The organism is Mariniflexile sp. HMF6888 (assembly GCF_044335535.1).
In the GTDB taxonomy this organism is placed as follows: domain Bacteria; phylum Bacteroidota; class Bacteroidia; order Flavobacteriales; family Flavobacteriaceae; genus Mariniflexile.
Genome location: NZ_JBIQVZ010000003.1, coordinates 108,590 through 123,758, shown reverse-complemented (window position 1 = coordinate 123,758; position 15,169 = coordinate 108,590). Strand labels below are relative to the sequence as shown.

The following is a 15,169-nucleotide window of genomic DNA, read 5'->3' as shown; positions in this document are numbered from 1 at the left end:
ATTAGAAGTAAAAAAATAACGAACAATCCGCATCCAATCCTATAATTTTAGTAACTTTCATTAATTATACAAAGCAAAGGGGTTTATGGAGTTAATAATCAGGTCGTTCAACTTAAAATTAAAGCATACATTTTCAATTTCCAGACAATCGTATAACGTGCAACCCACATTAATTGTTGAATTAAAAGAGGGTGGTTTTTCTGGGTTTGGTGAAGCTACCGCGAACCCCTATTACAATATGACAGTTGAAAAAATGAAGGACGATTTAACAAGCTTAAAGTCTATAATTGAAACTGCAAACCTTACCACTCCTGAAGAATTCTGGAAACACATGCATCCCCATTTAAAGCATAATATGTTTGCTTTGTGCGCTCTAGACCAAGCTTATAACGATTGGTATGCTAAACAAAAAGGCAAAAAACTTTACGAGCTTTGGGGTTACGATATTTCAAACAATCCATTGACTAACTACACCATCGGCATAGATTCTATTGAAAAAATGGTTTCAAAAATGAACGAGTTGCCATGGCCTATTTATAAAATAAAACTAGGAACCAAAGACGATATAAAAATAGTTACGGAATTACGTAAACATACCCATGCTATTTTTAGAATTGATGCCAATGGTGGTTGGAGCATTGATGAAACCATTAAAAATGCCAAAACTTTAAGGGAACTAGGGGTAGAATTTTTAGAGCAACCCTTAAAAGCCGATGATTGGGATGGCCATAAAGAAGTGTATCAAAAATCGGTGTTGCCGATAATTGCCGACGAAAGTTGCCAAGTAGAAGCCGACGTTGCCAAGTGCTACAACTATTTTCATGGTATAAATGTAAAGTTGGTAAAATGTGGCGGTTTAACACCTGCACGCCGTATGTTAGTTCATGCCAAAGAATTACACATGAAAACCATGGTGGGCTGCATGACGGAATCTTCGGTGGGTATTTCGGCAATTGCCCATTTATTACCGCTTTTAGATTATGTAGATATGGATGGGGTGTTGCTTATAGAAAATGATATCGCCACAGGCATTACGCTTAACTATGGCGTTGCGCAATACAGTGATTTAAATGGAACAGGCGTTGCTTTAATTTAAAAGCTTAGCAACCTACGTTCTGCCTACAGGATTAACTCAAATTACATCAAAAACTTTAAATGAGTTCATATTTAACAATCGAAATATCAATAGTTAATTTGTTAATAGAATGTCATTTAAATAAAAATAAAAAGATCTTAATAGCAACATTTTTATAAGTTAAGTTTTACACATAACGAGGTAACAAATAACCTCGAATGTTTTTTTTGGAAAATTAATATGTATTTTTACCGTCCAAAATAGGTAATACTATATAAAACTTAATAAAAATGACAAACCTTATTACAACGACTTGGTTGGGAAACATGAAGTTTGAAAGCACCAATCCATCGGGACATAATTTGTTTATAGACGCAGGACCAGAAAATGATGGAAAAGGAGAAGGTTATCGCCCAAAGGCGTTAATGTTATCGGCTTTAGCTGGTTGTTCAGGTCTGGATGTGGCATCGCTTATTAAAAAGATGAAATTGGATGTAGCTGATTTTAAAATAGATATTGAAGCAAATCTTACTGAAGAAGATCCGAAATATTATGATAAAGTAGCTATGCATTTTCATTTTTATGGCGAAAATCTAAGTGAAAAGAAACTTCAAAGAGCAGTCGATTTATCGGTTGAAAAATATTGTGGTGTTATGGAAATGTTTCGACAGTTCTCAGAATTAACCATAGAAACCCATTTTCATAATAAACCTTAAACTTTCAGCTAAATAGATGCGTTGGACAGTAAAACCTAAACCCGAATCTAAAAAAATTGAAGCTTTGCAAAAAGCGCTTCAAGTAGATGAAGTGGTGGCTACATTATTAATACAACGTGGTATTGAAACGTATGAAGATGCCAAAACTTTTTTCAGACCAAGTTTAGATGATTTGCACGATCCATATTTAATGAAAGATATGGACAAAGCCGTAGCCAGAATTGAAAAAGCCATGGCTAACCAAGAAAACATTCTGGTTTATGGTGATTACGATGTTGATGGGACAACCTCGGTGGCATTAATGGCATCCTATTTAAAGTCTAAACACAGCTTGGTTTATACCTACATTCCTAATAGATATGATGAAGGATACGGTATTTCATATAAAGGAATCAATTTCGCTTTAGAAAATAATTTCACACTTATCATTGCCTTAGATTGTGGTATAAAATCGGTCGATAAAGTAGCTTACGCTAAAGAGTTAGGGATTGATTTCATTATTTGCGACCACCACAGACCTGCCGATACCATACCACAAGCAGCAGCCGTTTTAGATCCCAAAAGAGAAGATTGCACCTATCCTTATAAAGAATTATGCGGATGCGGGGTGGGTTTTAAATTAGTTCAAGCCTTGGCTCAAAAAGACGGTTTGACCCCCGATGATTTAATGGGTTATCTAGATTTGGTAGCAACCGCTATTGGCGCAGATATAGTGCCTATTGATGGTGAAAATAGAGTGTTAGCATATTTCGGATTACTGGTAATTAACACCAATCCAAGGCCAGGAATAAAAGCTATTTTGAATCAAGTTGAAAAAACAGAATTAACTATTACCGATGTGGTTTTTATTGTAGCGCCTCGAATTAATGCTGCAGGGCGTATGGAACATGGTAATTTTGCTGTAAGACTTTTAACAGAGGAAGATGGTGAATTGGCAGCCAAATACGCTTCAGAAATTAACGATTATAATCTCGATAGGCGTGAAACAGATAAACAAATTACCGAAGAAGCTCTTAAACAAATTGAAGAGCAAGACGAGCAAAATAGAATTACTACTGTTGTTTACCATAAAGATTGGCATAAAGGCGTTATTGGTATTGTGGCTTCTAGATTAACCGAAACCTATTACAGACCCACATTGGTGTTTACAAAAAGTGGTGATAGATTAGCTGCTTCGGCACGTTCGGTACGTGATTTTGATATTTATAATGCTTTAGAGGCATGTAGCGAACATATTGAACAATTTGGAGGGCATAAATATGCTGCGGGATTAACACTTTTGGAAGAAAATTACGAAGCCTTTAAACAGGCTTTTGAAGATGTAGTTTCAAAAACCATCGACAGAAATCTTTTAACGCCCGAAATTAAAATTGATGCTAAGATTGATTTGGAAGACATCACTCCAAAATTTTACAGGATTTTAAAACAATTTGCACCTTTTGGACCTAATAATATGACCCCTGTTTTTATGACCGACAATTTGGTTGATACTGGTTACGGAAAATGTGTAGGCGAAGACAAAACCCATTTAAGAATAACCGTTGCCCAACCACAATCTAAAAGTCTGGTGGCTATAGGTTTTGGAATGGGCGATAAATTTGATTTAATTTCAAATAAAAAAATATTTAAGGCCGTTTATTCTGTCGATGAAAATGAATGGCAGGGAAATGTGTCTTTGCAACTCAAATTAAGAGACATCAAATAATAAAGTATGGCAAAAACCGACCCTTACGCCGCCTTGCGCATTAAGGAATTCAACATCTTTTTATTAGTACGTTTTGTACTTGTTTTTGGCTGGTCCATGCAATTTATTGTCATAGAATGGGAAGTGTATAGTTTAACTAAAGATCCGTTGTCGTTGGGTATTATTGGTTTAATGGAAATAATTCCAGCATTCACTATGGCACTATTTGCTGGTCATATTGTAGATCAAAACGAAAAACGAAACCTGTTAGCCCTTTGTATTGCTGCTTTCTCTATAATTAGTTTAGGATTGTTTTTATTAACATGGGATGCCGTTACAGGCAGCTGGGAAACTAAATCCATATTGTATGGTATTTATGCTTTGGTCTTTTTTGGTGGTTTTTTGCGTTCGTTTTTTGGACCCACCATATTCTCATTAGTGGCTTTAATAGTGCCTAAAAAAGTATATCCTAATGCTGCCACATGGAATAGTTCTACATGGCAAATGGCATCGGTTTTAGGACCAGCATTTGGAGGTTTTTTTATTAGTTGGATTGGTGTGCATTGGTCACTTTGCATCATTTTCGGGTTGATAGTTTTATCGTTTATCATTTTATTACAGATAAAAAGAAAACCTATTTTAAATCCTAAAATAGGTGAGCCTGTTATTGAAAGTTTAAAAGAAGGTGTGCGGTTTGTATTTAAAACAAAAGCCATTTTGGGAGCTATGACTTTAGATATGGTGGCGGTATTATTTGGTGGAGCCATTGCGCTTTTACCTGTGTTTGCACAAGATATATTAAAAGTTGGTAGCGAAGGTTTTGGCGTGTTGCGAGCCGCGCCTGCAGTTGGAGCATTCATAACCATGTTAATTACGGCTTACCTTCCTATTAGTAAAAATGCCGGTATGAAATTGTTAGCCGCTATTTTTGGTTTTGGAGTTTGTATTATTGTGTTTGGATTGTCTTCTATATTTTTGGTTTCGGTGGCAGCGTTATTTTTTAGTGGTGTAACAGATGGGGTTTCCATGGTGGTGCGACAAACCATTTTGCAATTAAAAACACCAGATCATATGCGTGGACGTGTATCGTCGGTAAACTCTATGTTTGTTGGATCTTCAAACGAATTGGGAGCTTTCGAAAGTGGTGTAACAGCCAAACTTATGGGAACGGTAACGGCTGTGGTTTTTGGAGGTACGATGACTTTAATTACCGTTGTTACTACAGGTATTGTATCGCCTTCGTTTAGGAAACTGGATTTAACTAAGGATTTGGAAGTTCATGGGAATGAGGATTAACATTTAGAGATAGATTAGTGATTTTTTTTATTATATCTCTAACAACATAGTATATTCTTTTTTCTAAATGAGCTTTAACATTAAAGTCGTTATTAGTTTTTTCAAGATAAGAATTAAGAGTTGAATTAATTTTTTGCTTATGATTTTTATCTTTTAATTTGGAATAATCTCCAATAATGATTCCATGAATATTTCCCTTTGAGTCTTTTAAAATAATTAAATTTTCATAATCCTTATTATTATCAAATGTTGTTTCTTCATCAAATGCAATTAATAAATCATCGGCATTATTTATTTTAATATTATAAATTTTTGGAATATGAGAATTTACTGGAGCAACTTTTATAATTCTATCTTTGAATCTTAAATCATAGAACTTATTAAAATGCTTTGATATTGCTTCTTCTGCAATATTCTTGATTTCTTGATTTTCTACCATTTTGAATTATTATTAAAAAAGACTGAGTAATGAGATAAAATTTCTTCAATTGCTCTAAAATCATCAAATCTTAAAAGATTAGGCTCTGTTGAATCTACAACAACTACGCCATAAAGGTCATCATGTTTAAAATACTTAATTGGACAACAAATATAAGAGCATGATTTGTCATTCAGCCTCTTGGATTTAAAGATAGGTAAATTTAATTTACTTTCTTGCTCTTTATAATAATTTTCTTTCGTGTTTTTTTCATACTTTGTCACTTCATCGAATAAAAACTCACCTATTGAGTAGCAAGTTCCAACAACACCCTCGTCTGGGAGGAACTTAACTTTGCATCTTTTTTTTTCTTGTCTAGTTTGATATCTTCCTACATTTACCAGTACAGTTCTATATTGAGGTAAATAGTATTTATCTCTTTTTAAAATCAGCATTTTTTTTGCTTTAAATGTAGATACTCTAAATTTAGAATTTTCTAGTGTAGTATTCGGTTTTATATATCCATCAAAAATAAGTTGACAAATATTATCATGCAATCTGGTTTTTTCTTTGGTTTCAATATTTCTATGTGATAAATAGTATAAAAGTAAATTTATAAAACCTAAAAAACATAAAACAACTACTGGTCTTGATACTATGTCTTTACGTAATTGCTCATCTAATATGCCTTTTGTAAATAGAAGTTCTCCATTAGCAACAGACTCTACAAATATTGTAATCAGGAATATTATCAATAATTGAAATAATCCGTAGATTTTTTCTTTATTAATCATTTAATCAGCTTGGTTAGTTTTTGATAAATGTAAGAAAAAAATTAATAAGTTTTCAACTCAAAATACGCACCATCAAAAACACCATAGGTGTAATAATTAATCCAATCTCCCAGATTGATGTATTTTGACTGGTCATTAAGTTGAATTTCTAAAGGCAAATGGCGGTGACCAAAAACAAAATAATCATAATGTTTTTCGTTTAATATTTCTTTGGAGTATTGTACCAGCCATTCATTATCCTCACCAAGAAACGTAGTATCATCATCACCTGAAATCAATTTGTTTTTAACAGATAGGTATTGTGCAATTTTCACACCAATATCGGGATGTACCCACCTAAAAATCCATTTAAAAAACGGGTTGGTAAATACCTTTTTCATGCGTTTGTAACCTTTATCATAAGGACCTAAACCATCGCCATGGCCAATAAAAAAGGTTTTGTTGTTAAAGGTAAATTCTTTGGGTTCGTGGTAAACAGGTATGTTTAGCTCTTCTTTAAAATAACCGTTCATCCATAAATCGTGGTTACCAACAAAAAAGTAAACTGGAATTCCAGAATCCGTAATTTCGGCAAGTTTACCAAGAGTTCTGGTAAAGCCTTTTGGAACGACTGTTTTGTATTCAAACCAAAAGTCGAATAAATCACCTACTAAAAATATAGCAGCGGCGTCATGTTTAACGCTGTCTAACCAAGCAACAAACTTCTTTTCACGGGGGCGGGAAGCTTCGGCAGTGGGTGCTCCGAGATGATTATCGGAAGCAAAATATATTTTTTTTCCTTGTGGAATATTCATGTGGTAAATATAAATAATTCCTGCGAAGGAAGGAATCTTATTATCTGAGGGTAAAAATAATAAAGATTAGCGCTGCTTTTGGTAATACCAGACGAATATTTGTTTTATAACTAGACATAGCTGGCGGGTGCGTTAGGGATTACTCATGAATTCTATTTTATGTTTTTGAATTCGTGAATACTCCGTATTTGAAGCAATTGTTGGAGCACCTCGTAGAGTGCGACTTGCGAAAGCCCGACCTGAAAAGGGAACGCCATAGAAACTGTTTAAGTTTTATCCTTTGGCTCTTTTATGTGCCTTTTTCCGCCATACATCAGCTATTTTTCGGTTCGCAGCTATGGCTATGAATCTCAAAATACCCTATAAAACATTCCAAAAACAAAATTTAAGCAGTCTCTAAATATTATCATACGCAAACCATTCGGCAAAAGAACTATCAGTTTCCTGAAGTTTTAACGAATGCAAATCGATGTTTTCTGGTAAACGGCGTTTTATTTTTTTTGCAAAATCTATCACCATCATTTCGCTGGTTGGTTGATAATCAACAAGCAACACATTGTGACCTCTGTCTTCAAGTTCTTTTGCAAGCTCAACGTGTGGCGTGTTTTTATTGAAAACGGTGGCATGGTCGAACACATTTACAATATCTTCTTTTACTATTTTCTTTAAATCACCAAAATCTATAACCATACCATATTTCACGTTTTTGGTGTCGGAAATAGGTTTTCCAATAACGGTAACAGATAGTTTGTAGCTGTGTCCGTGAACGTTTTTACACTTACCGTCGTACCCGTAAAGGGCATGACCGGTTTCAAAAGAAAATTGTTTTGTGATGCGAATAAAACTCATTAGGGATAAATTTAAAATACAAAGATAGGGGTTTTGTAAAAGCAATTTGTTTTTAGATTACATTTGGCCAATAAATGGCATTTTTTGATGCTATACAACACTTATTAGCAAATTTATGGGTCATCTTTTTGAGGCTATTGATTTTGTTGAAAATCCGCTTTATGAACAGATAATTTCTGATATTGGAAAGCAACAATTTAGCATTGTTGAAAATTTTTTTACAGATGATGAAGTTGCGATTTTAAGGCAATCTATTCAAGAAAAACATGAAGAAGATAATTTTAAAAAAGCTGCCATAGGCAATAGATTAAACGAAACTATAGTGAAGTCCATAAGAGGTGATGTTATTTTATGGATAGATGAAACTAGAGCCGATGCTGCCGAAAAGTTATTTTTTAATAAAATAAACGATTTGGTTGGTTATTTAAATAAAACCTGTTTTTTGGGCATTTTGCACAAAGAGTTTCATTATGCCATTTACCCTAAAGACACCTATTACAAAAGGCACATTGATACCTTTCAAAATGATGACAGACGTAAACTATCGTTTGTTTGTTATTTAAATGAAGATGGATGGTTGCCCGAAAATGGTGGTGAATTGGTGTTGTATTTAAATAAAAATGACAACGAAGTTGAAAAGATTATCTATCCATTTCCTGGGCGTGTTGTCATTTTTGAAAGCCAAATCATTGAACACGAAGTAAAACCGGTAAATACCGAACGCTTAAGTATCACGGGTTGGTTAAAAACACGTTGATTAGCGGCCTTTTCTTTTGTTTACAAAATAAACAATTATTAGAACAAGGGCTAAAACCAGAAACAAACCGTTACCACTTATAAAACTTAAAATATCCATAGCTATTGAATTTAATGCGCAAATGTAAAAATATTTATAAGAAAAATTCATACCAATAAAAGGGTGTTTGGTTGGTGGTAGATTAAAACTTAAACAGTCTCAGTAATTAAAAATTACAATTTAATTTCGCATATCTTTGTGAAGATTTTTATAATTCATTAAATTAATTACTTTTGCATTAAATTAATTACAACGTGAAATCGCCATGATTTGGAAACGCAAACACGAATAAAAACAAAGCGATACCATATGACCTTTAAGAAACAATAAATATTTCATATGAAAAATATTTTAGTACCTGTTGGAGCTTCTCAAAATGCATTAAGCAATTTACAATATGCTGTAGATTTTGCTCAAGCTTTTGGAGCCAGACTTTATGTAGTTCAAGTATATAATGTTTATACCAAAGCAGGCACTATGATAAAAATAGATCATATTTTAGAAGAAGATACGCTTAATTATTTAAACGATCTAGTTTCTAAAGTTGACACCAAAAATGTTGAGGTCGTTGTAAGAGCGCTTAAAGGAAAATTTATTGATACCATAGAGTTGGTTTGTAAAGCAGCGAATATTGATTTAATTTTGATTGAACCAAGGATTTACTCAGAAGATGATGGCTTATTTTTAGGAAAAACATCTGGTAAAATTGTTAAACAAACGGTAATTCCAACTTTAATAATTCCAGAAGGTTATGTTTTTAAGCCTATTAAAACCATTTTGATGGCTGTTAAATCTGCGATTATTAAAAAAGAAGGTGTACTTACTCCATTAAAAGCTATAAAAAATAATTTTAAAGCGGTGGTTAATTTGCTTTTAGTTAAAACGCCTTATTATAATGAAGGAGATTTTGATGTTAACGACGAGCTATCGAGTATCGTATCGGAGGTGATACATTCTGAAAACCCAACCACCTATCATGGTGTTTTAGAGCATTACAAAATGCACAACCCAGATATGCTTTGTGTTGTAAGACGAAAAAGAGGGTTTTTCATGAAGAAATGGGAGAATAACCAAATTTATAAAAAGGATTTTAACAGTAGCTTACCTGTATTAGTGTTAAGCGAATTAAAATAATGAGTCGGGGATGTAGCTCAGTTGGCTAGAGTGCTTGACTGGCAGTCAAGAGGTCGTGGGTTCGAATCCCATCTTCTCCACAAAAAACCTTCGTGTTATCAATAAACACGGGGGTTTTTGTTTTTAGTTGACAATCTGGTTGACATTTTGTGTTTTTATTTGTTTTTATTCTTCCTTTATTATAACTATTTTCATTGGATCAATAATAATTTTTATAAAATGGAATCTCCAAAAGAACGACATGCAAGACTTGAATCAATGCTTAAAAAATCCGAAGAAGACTTGGAATTAAGTAAAGAAGCATTAAAAGCGGAAAATAAAAAACTAAAAGATGCTAAAGAACGTACCAAGCAATTAGGTATTAAATATTTTGGTTTTGATATTGAAGAGGAAGAGGATAGACTATCAAAAAATGTCTTAGAAATAATAAATTAACAAAACACACACCACCTAAAGTAAAATATGTGGTGTGTGTTTGGATTGAATTATTCGGAATGCATTGGTTTAATTGTGGGTGTAGGTGTTTTGTTCGATAATAGGAACAAATCATTATTGTGATACCATAAATACCACAAAATAAAAGTGTGTGGTATGTTTGTCTTGGCATCTATATACAATTTACCACAAGAAAACAATATGAAATTCAGAAAAGCAGAATAGCGTTTTTTTGGAATATAAGCGCCTTTAATAATATCTACCAATTCCCAGGTTTTGCAAATTTTTTGTCGCCAATATTTATGATGCCATCAAATTGACAAGATTTATATCTTTTAGGTTTTATAGTATAGTAAAGGTCTGCATAATTTTTAAGTTCATCATTAGTTCTTCCATACGGAAAAACCAAAATAATTTTAATGCTACTATCAATAATTCTTGCGGTCTCTATTGCGGGTATTAAATCCGTATCACCAGATACAATTACATAAACTTCACTATGAGATTTATGCACTAACTCTAAAAGTTTTGTAGCAATAGCTACATCTGTTTTTTTCTCCTCATGCTTAATGAAATCTCTGCCACACTCTTTACATTTTATTGTCTTAGGCTTAAATCCACCATAAATAATTTCAATACCAGTGCTTTTTATAGCGTTTATATATCTTTCGTGTCGCGCTATGCTTTGAGGTTTTTCCTCAGCTACATGATATCTTAAAGCGGTAAAATAATAAATCCCATTAAACGAATGTCTCTCTTCAGATAATTCTTTAAAATTGGGGTCTGTTAAATAAGTTCTTAATAAAGTTTTTACATCAAGCCATTTGGCTTTGATCCTGTGTTCCGTATAGAGGTCTTCGATGGAGTGATAAAGATTAAAACCATCTATTAAAAAGGATACTTTCATTTATAGCAAAAAAAAACCCTCTAAACCTTAATCGAGAGGGGACTAATAACATTGCTGCTATTAGCGGAGTTGGGTCAAATATATATAATTGTATGTTTTTGTCCTACATTTTTATGCTAATTTTATATTAAAATCGATGAAATACTGTTTTTGTTAACATTTTGTCATATTCTTTCCTTGTGGTAAATTATATATAGAAGCCTTTGTCTTGAGTTGCTCGTTAACCCGATTGTTGTCTTTGGGAGGGTTATCATACAATAAGTACAAACTCATACTTGTTACACTACAAAACCCCCAATCACTACACAAAGTAAAAATATGTGGGTTTAGGGGTGGGTTCTTTTAAATTATGCACAAGTCCTTATTGTAATACTACCAAAACCACACAACCCACAAAGAAAAATTGTGGGTAGTGTGTTATTCATGTTTTCCTCCATGGGTAAAAAACCTCGCTTACCAAAGAACAGCAAACATCCAAACGCTGTCAATCAATAAAACGAGGTTGCTATGAAGACGTAGGAACTATAAATTTTAATCTGAAGGGTTTTTAATAGGTATTTTTACGCCAACATTCATATTCTATTTTTTAAATTTTATTCTAGGTTTCTGTGTTTCTGGAAAAGAGTAAAATTGTAGTTATAATTGTTAACCCAATAATGACATAGTTAGTTTTTTTATCATCTACACATTTTATTAGTTCACTTTCTAGATCATCAGGGTTCATTAAAATATCTACACGTTTTAAATCATATTTACTCTCTTTATAATCGTTGGTAGTACCATCAATAATATAATAATCTTCATTGAATTTAGAATCTTCATTTAAAAGTGGGAACTCTTGATTTTTTGGTATAATAACGTAAATATGCTCTCCTTCACCTTCATAATTCACAGCCCTAAAATAGTGCTTGATGCCTAAATTTAATAAAACGGTACTAGCGAAAACACTAAAACTTTTACAATCTGCATTTCTTGAAGCCCAAACACAGGCAGGACTTTTTACATTATACACATCATTATAACTATACTGAATATGTGAATACAAAAAATCTTGTATCAAATTACAAGTGTTTTTTAAGGATTCTGAAACAAAAAAATCTGAAATATCTTTAGTATCCCTAATGTGTTTTCTGGACCATGTAATAACTTCTCTTATTCCTACACAGCCTTTTCCGTGAGAAGTCTTTATAATTTCACAGTTACTTGCAGGAAATAAATCGTTAAATTCATATCCGCTTAAAACAGGCCTGTTAATAACACCATTTATCACTTCATATCCCATACTCTAAAGGTTTATTGTTCCTCATTTGTTTGGTTGTCCTCACTTTTTTTCTTTGAAGCAACTGCTATAACAACCAACGCAAATAAACCCACACCCACATAAAGTATTGTGTTGTTTTTGGTTTTTTTGGGTGCTGTAACAACAACATCCTTTAATTCTTCATATTGTGGGTCTAAATATTCAATCTTTTGAATATCTGAAGCTTTAGCTTCGACGGCCTTGTAACCTATAAAAGATATAGTTATCAAATCGGTTGGAAGAGTTTGTAACTCATATTCTCCGTTCCAATTAGTAGTAGATCCTTTTTTCTCTCCGTTTCTAATATAATAAACGTGTGCTCCAGGTAAAGGTTTATTGGTTTCAAAATCAATTACCCTGCCCTTTAAAAGAATTGTACCTCCATCCGGGCTAAATGGTGGTGTTGATAAATCAAATGGGATAAACCCTAAGCGATTGCCATAGGCATTGTTTGTGAAATACATGATGTTTTTTTTGAGTTTATACTAGTGAAGGGAAATCAAATATACATAAATTTTATTGATTGTATATATTGTTTTGATAAATAAAAACTATTAATGCTAATAGCTTTCTTCTGATTCTTTAGGTAAAAAATTTTCATTTATTTTAAATCTTAACACATCAAAAGGGATGTTCCTAGTGAAATTAGATGTAACAGTTACTTCATCATCATCACGTTCTACAAATGCAACTGTTTCAGCTTTTTTCATTATAGCACTTCCTAAATGTCCTGTTGGTTTATCGGTTCCATGATTCTTGTGTAAAATCGTACACAAATGAGCGTTACTAACTGATGTCCATTTCATCATACTTTGAACAATTTTATTTGAAACATCTAAATCATTTACCGTTTCCAATATATCCGCTGCACCATCAATTGTTATTAAGCCAATATCATTTCTGTACTCACTTTCCAACATTATCCATTCAATAAACTTAAATCGATTTTTTGAATCTTCCTCTCTTAATCCAAAAGGGACAAATAGATCATAATTGCTTCCCACCATTTCACAAACTCTTTTTGCTACTTTTTGGGTGTGAAATGTTGATTGTTCGGTATCCACATCAATAACAAATTTACTTTTAGTGTCATGGCCTTTTAAAGAAGGAAAATAGAAGTTAGATTTTCCACCAATGTAACTGGCTATTATTGCAGATTTTAGAAATGTTTTATACGATTTTGAGGGACCTACTAAACAACTAAAATTTCCATAAGTGCCAAAAGGTGTTGGATAGTAATTGTTTTTATATTTATACTCTCCAAGGCTTAATGCAATAGGTTCTGGTTTTAGTTTAGCATTAATATCTATGCGATATTTGTCATGCATTTTTTTGAAATCAAGAGAACTAAGCTCATTTTCTAAACTAGGGATTTCTTCTATCGGTTTTAACATCGTAATATATATTTAAGAAGTGATTTATTTGCGTTATTAAAATATCTCTAACAACGTCTTCATTCCATACTTTGCGAAAAAGTTTTTTTTCGTTTTCCTTGTCTTTAATAGCTTCAGACAATACTTCTGTTTCTTTATCTTTAATCTCTTGAGATTTCGTTGTTGGATGTTCTTTTTTAATTTTTAAACTATCAAATAAATTTTCTACCTCCTGGTCATTTAGTTTCTCAGTAAATTTTTGGATATACACACTTAAAGGATTTTCTAAAAGTTTGTGTAGTTCTTTTGTAGGCATATCATCGTAAACATTCGATTTATATTTTTCTAGAAATTCACTGTAAGTATGAATGTAAAGTTTAGCAAATAATTCTTGTCTATTAATCTGTTCCTTTTCTTTTTGATTAACATATTTAACAACCTCATTGAAAGCTTCTATATCGTTTTTATTTGCGTTCCATCCATTACCTTCAATTCTCCATTTAATTCGATTAACCGCTTTCTCAATATTCATAATGCAGGAGTCTTTTTGTCTTTAAAATCTCTATGTGCCTCAAGATTTCCCATTTTATCAATTTTATTAAGCCAATTTCTAAAGTGTTTTTTAAAACTAATAATGTCTTCATCTAATTTATTTTTACCTGATGATATTTCAGAAAGCTTAAATTCATTTAATAGCTTTTGTAAACTGCCAGATTTTAATTTAAATTTCTCATAAATTGATTCTCTCCATTTTTCTTCATTATTCGACTTTATGATTTCTGTATATGAAGAAAAAACATCATCAATATTGTTGGTGTCATTATCATTATCATTATCAGTATCATTATCAGTATCATTATCAGTATCGGCATGTTTCGCATCCGTTCGCATCCCATCGGAAGCGTTTGAATTTTTTTTATTCCATCGCATTCGAGCGTTTTCGCTATTTTTTTCACAAACTTGTTGGTATTTTTCACAATCCCTATCTAGTTGAAGTTTAATAGGTAACCATGCCATTTTTAATACTAAATCTTCTGTTTCAAAAGAAATATTATTAACATAGTTTAGAACATACTTAAATAGCTTTCCTGCCATTTCATCAGGTAGTTCCTTAACAACATGGTGTAAGTCTTTATAAAGCACGAAGGAAGATTTGCTTTTCTCGTTGCTATTTTTTTTAGTATCTTGTTCCATAATTTATTGCATGGTGCTATAAATAATATTAAACCCTAGTACATTGTGGTGATGGCTAGGGTTCTTTTATCTTTTATATTTTAGTGATTTGACTTCTTTTAGGGCTTCGTTTAGGTCTATTCTTTTAATGAATACTCTACGACCAATTTTAACTGCGGGGAGGATACCCTTTTTTATGTAGTTGTGTACTGTTAATTCTGCAATGCCTAGTTCATCTGAAACGTCTTTTATTGACAATTTTTCGTTTTCATCTACACTGGTAAGAATTGCTAATTTTTTGTCAATGATATTTTCTAAATGCTCGAAAAGTTCGGCTTTAGAAATGTTTTGAAGTTGGATTACATGTGTCATACGATACTGTTTATGTTAAACGATACCGTAAAAATATGTTTGAATATAAAAAA

Annotated in this window: 18 protein-coding genes and 1 tRNA gene; 8 read left to right on the top strand and 11 right to left on the bottom strand. The window is 32.4% G+C overall.

Features of this window, described 5'->3' with window-relative positions; translation table 11 throughout:
• Positions 1-85 precede the first annotated feature (85 nt).
• The 4 genes from ACGLWY_RS09095 to ACGLWY_RS09080 all read left to right on the top strand — a co-directional run bounded on the left by ACGLWY_RS09095 (position 86) and on the right by ACGLWY_RS09080 (position 4,771).
• Positions 86-1,096 (top strand): dipeptide epimerase, encoded by a 1,011-nt coding sequence (locus tag ACGLWY_RS09095; RefSeq protein ID WP_396619366.1) that lies wholly within the window; start codon positions 86-88, stop codon positions 1,094-1,096.
• A gap of 269 nt (positions 1,097-1,365) precedes the next feature.
• Positions 1,366-1,791 carry an OsmC family protein gene (locus tag ACGLWY_RS09090; protein ID WP_396619365.1) on the top strand — a complete coding sequence of 142 codons (426 nt, stop codon included), beginning with the start codon at positions 1,366-1,368 and terminating at the stop codon, positions 1,789-1,791.
• Positions 1,792-1,807: 16 nt separating this feature from the next.
• Positions 1,808-3,496: a single-stranded-DNA-specific exonuclease RecJ gene (gene recJ, locus ACGLWY_RS09085; RefSeq protein WP_396619364.1), complete on the top strand. Its 1,689-nt coding sequence runs from the start codon at positions 1,808-1,810 to the stop codon at positions 3,494-3,496.
• Positions 3,497-3,502: 6 nt separating this feature from the next.
• Complete coding sequence (locus ACGLWY_RS09080; protein ID WP_396619363.1) at positions 3,503-4,771, top strand: MFS transporter; 1,269 nt, start codon at positions 3,503-3,505, stop codon at positions 4,769-4,771.
• Here the strand turns inward: ACGLWY_RS09080 and ACGLWY_RS09075 are convergent.
• The 4 genes from ACGLWY_RS09075 to ACGLWY_RS09060 all read right to left on the bottom strand — a co-directional run bounded on the left by ACGLWY_RS09075 (position 4,737) and on the right by ACGLWY_RS09060 (position 7,626).
• The gene (locus ACGLWY_RS09075) at positions 4,737-5,210 is read right to left on the bottom strand and encodes a hypothetical protein (protein ID WP_396619362.1); all 474 of its coding nucleotides are present in this window, start codon (positions 5,208-5,210) and stop codon (positions 4,737-4,739) included. The genes ACGLWY_RS09080 and ACGLWY_RS09075 overlap by 35 nt on opposite strands.
• The gene (locus ACGLWY_RS09070; protein ID WP_396619361.1) at positions 5,204-5,983 is read right to left on the bottom strand and encodes a hypothetical protein; all 780 of its coding nucleotides are present in this window, start codon (positions 5,981-5,983) and stop codon (positions 5,204-5,206) included. The genes ACGLWY_RS09075 and ACGLWY_RS09070 overlap by 7 nt, the downstream gene beginning before the upstream one ends.
• 41 nt (positions 5,984-6,024) lie before the next feature.
• The gene (locus ACGLWY_RS09065; protein ID WP_396619360.1) at positions 6,025-6,777 is read right to left on the bottom strand and encodes a UDP-2,3-diacylglucosamine diphosphatase; all 753 of its coding nucleotides are present in this window, start codon (positions 6,775-6,777) and stop codon (positions 6,025-6,027) included.
• Positions 6,778-7,173: 396 nt separating this feature from the next.
• The gene (locus tag ACGLWY_RS09060) at positions 7,174-7,626 is read right to left on the bottom strand and encodes a 6-pyruvoyl trahydropterin synthase family protein (protein ID WP_396619359.1); all 453 of its coding nucleotides are present in this window, start codon (positions 7,624-7,626) and stop codon (positions 7,174-7,176) included.
• Positions 7,627-7,741: 115 nt separating this feature from the next.
• On the opposite strand from ACGLWY_RS09060, the gene ACGLWY_RS09055 reads away from it, so the two are divergent.
• The 4 genes from ACGLWY_RS09055 to ACGLWY_RS09040 all read left to right on the top strand — a co-directional run bounded on the left by ACGLWY_RS09055 (position 7,742) and on the right by ACGLWY_RS09040 (position 9,991).
• Positions 7,742-8,383 (top strand): 2OG-Fe(II) oxygenase, encoded by a 642-nt coding sequence (locus ACGLWY_RS09055; RefSeq protein WP_396619358.1) that lies wholly within the window; start codon positions 7,742-7,744, stop codon positions 8,381-8,383.
• Positions 8,384-8,761: 378 nt separating this feature from the next.
• A complete protein-coding gene (locus tag ACGLWY_RS09050; protein ID WP_396619357.1) occupies positions 8,762-9,556 on the top strand; it encodes a universal stress protein in 795 nt (264 codons plus the stop codon).
• A 6-nt stretch (positions 9,557-9,562) separates the two neighbouring features.
• Positions 9,563-9,636: transfer RNA gene (locus ACGLWY_RS09045), tRNA-Ala, on the top strand.
• 139 nt (positions 9,637-9,775) lie between these two features.
• Positions 9,776-9,991: a hypothetical protein gene (locus ACGLWY_RS09040; RefSeq protein WP_396619356.1), complete on the top strand. Its 216-nt coding sequence runs from the start codon at positions 9,776-9,778 to the stop codon at positions 9,989-9,991.
• A gap of 259 nt (positions 9,992-10,250) precedes the next feature.
• On the opposite strand, the gene ACGLWY_RS09035 is transcribed toward ACGLWY_RS09040, so the two are convergent.
• From ACGLWY_RS09035 to ACGLWY_RS09005, 7 genes are all read right to left on the bottom strand, one after another.
• Complete coding sequence (locus tag ACGLWY_RS09035) at positions 10,251-10,898, bottom strand: NYN domain-containing protein (protein WP_396619355.1); 648 nt, start codon at positions 10,896-10,898, stop codon at positions 10,251-10,253.
• Positions 10,899-11,496: 598 nt separating this feature from the next.
• Entirely contained in the window at positions 11,497-12,180 is a 684-nt protein-coding gene (locus ACGLWY_RS09030) for a hypothetical protein (protein ID WP_396619354.1), read from the bottom strand.
• Positions 12,181-12,191: 11 nt separating this feature from the next.
• Positions 12,192-12,662: a carboxypeptidase-like regulatory domain-containing protein gene (locus tag ACGLWY_RS09025; RefSeq protein ID WP_396619353.1), complete on the bottom strand. Its 471-nt coding sequence runs from the start codon at positions 12,660-12,662 to the stop codon at positions 12,192-12,194.
• 96 nt (positions 12,663-12,758) lie between these two features.
• Positions 12,759-13,592: a hypothetical protein gene (locus ACGLWY_RS09020; protein ID WP_396619352.1), complete on the bottom strand. Its 834-nt coding sequence runs from the start codon at positions 13,590-13,592 to the stop codon at positions 12,759-12,761.
• A complete protein-coding gene (locus ACGLWY_RS09015; RefSeq protein ID WP_396619351.1) occupies positions 13,564-14,103 on the bottom strand; it encodes a hypothetical protein in 540 nt (179 codons plus the stop codon). Before ACGLWY_RS09015 ends, ACGLWY_RS09020 begins: the two co-directional genes overlap by 29 nt.
• A complete protein-coding gene (locus tag ACGLWY_RS09010; RefSeq protein WP_396619350.1) occupies positions 14,100-14,765 on the bottom strand; it encodes a DUF6291 domain-containing protein in 666 nt (221 codons plus the stop codon). The genes ACGLWY_RS09015 and ACGLWY_RS09010 overlap by 4 nt, the downstream gene beginning before the upstream one ends.
• A 66-nt stretch (positions 14,766-14,831) precedes the next feature.
• Positions 14,832-15,116, bottom strand: coding sequence for a helix-turn-helix domain-containing protein (locus tag ACGLWY_RS09005; RefSeq protein ID WP_396619349.1), 285 nt, complete (start codon positions 15,114-15,116; stop codon positions 14,832-14,834).
• Between the last annotated feature and the right edge of the window lie 53 nt (positions 15,117-15,169).

Bases quoted from the DNA above. Each gene is read 5' to 3' on its own strand.
- ACGLWY_RS09095 (WP_396619366.1), top strand. From the start codon at position 86: ATGGAGTTAATAATCAGGTCGTTCAACTTAAAATTAAAGCATACATTT.
- ACGLWY_RS09090 (WP_396619365.1), top strand. From the start codon at position 1,366: ATGACAAACCTTATTACAACGACTTGGTTGGGAAACATGAAGTTTGAA.
- recJ (WP_396619364.1), top strand. From the start codon at position 1,808: ATGCGTTGGACAGTAAAACCTAAACCCGAATCTAAAAAAATTGAAGCT.
- ACGLWY_RS09080 (WP_396619363.1), top strand. From the start codon at position 3,503: ATGGCAAAAACCGACCCTTACGCCGCCTTGCGCATTAAGGAATTCAAC.
- ACGLWY_RS09075 (WP_396619362.1), bottom strand. From the start codon at position 5,210: ATGGTAGAAAATCAAGAAATCAAGAATATTGCAGAAGAAGCAATATCA.
- ACGLWY_RS09070 (WP_396619361.1), bottom strand. From the start codon at position 5,983: ATGATTAATAAAGAAAAAATCTACGGATTATTTCAATTATTGATAATA.
- ACGLWY_RS09065 (WP_396619360.1), bottom strand. From the start codon at position 6,777: ATGAATATTCCACAAGGAAAAAAAATATATTTTGCTTCCGATAATCAT.
- ACGLWY_RS09060 (WP_396619359.1), bottom strand. From the start codon at position 7,626: ATGAGTTTTATTCGCATCACAAAACAATTTTCTTTTGAAACCGGTCAT.
- ACGLWY_RS09055 (WP_396619358.1), top strand. From the start codon at position 7,742: ATGGGTCATCTTTTTGAGGCTATTGATTTTGTTGAAAATCCGCTTTAT.
- ACGLWY_RS09050 (WP_396619357.1), top strand. From the start codon at position 8,762: ATGAAAAATATTTTAGTACCTGTTGGAGCTTCTCAAAATGCATTAAGC.
- ACGLWY_RS09040 (WP_396619356.1), top strand. From the start codon at position 9,776: ATGGAATCTCCAAAAGAACGACATGCAAGACTTGAATCAATGCTTAAA.
- ACGLWY_RS09035 (WP_396619355.1), bottom strand. From the start codon at position 10,898: ATGAAAGTATCCTTTTTAATAGATGGTTTTAATCTTTATCACTCCATC.
- ACGLWY_RS09030 (WP_396619354.1), bottom strand. From the start codon at position 12,180: ATGGGATATGAAGTGATAAATGGTGTTATTAACAGGCCTGTTTTAAGC.
- ACGLWY_RS09025 (WP_396619353.1), bottom strand. From the start codon at position 12,662: ATGTATTTCACAAACAATGCCTATGGCAATCGCTTAGGGTTTATCCCA.
- ACGLWY_RS09020 (WP_396619352.1), bottom strand. From the start codon at position 13,592: ATGTTAAAACCGATAGAAGAAATCCCTAGTTTAGAAAATGAGCTTAGT.
- ACGLWY_RS09015 (WP_396619351.1), bottom strand. From the start codon at position 14,103: ATGAATATTGAGAAAGCGGTTAATCGAATTAAATGGAGAATTGAAGGT.
- ACGLWY_RS09010 (WP_396619350.1), bottom strand. From the start codon at position 14,765: ATGGAACAAGATACTAAAAAAAATAGCAACGAGAAAAGCAAATCTTCC.
- ACGLWY_RS09005 (WP_396619349.1), bottom strand. From the start codon at position 15,116: ATGACACATGTAATCCAACTTCAAAACATTTCTAAAGCCGAACTTTTC.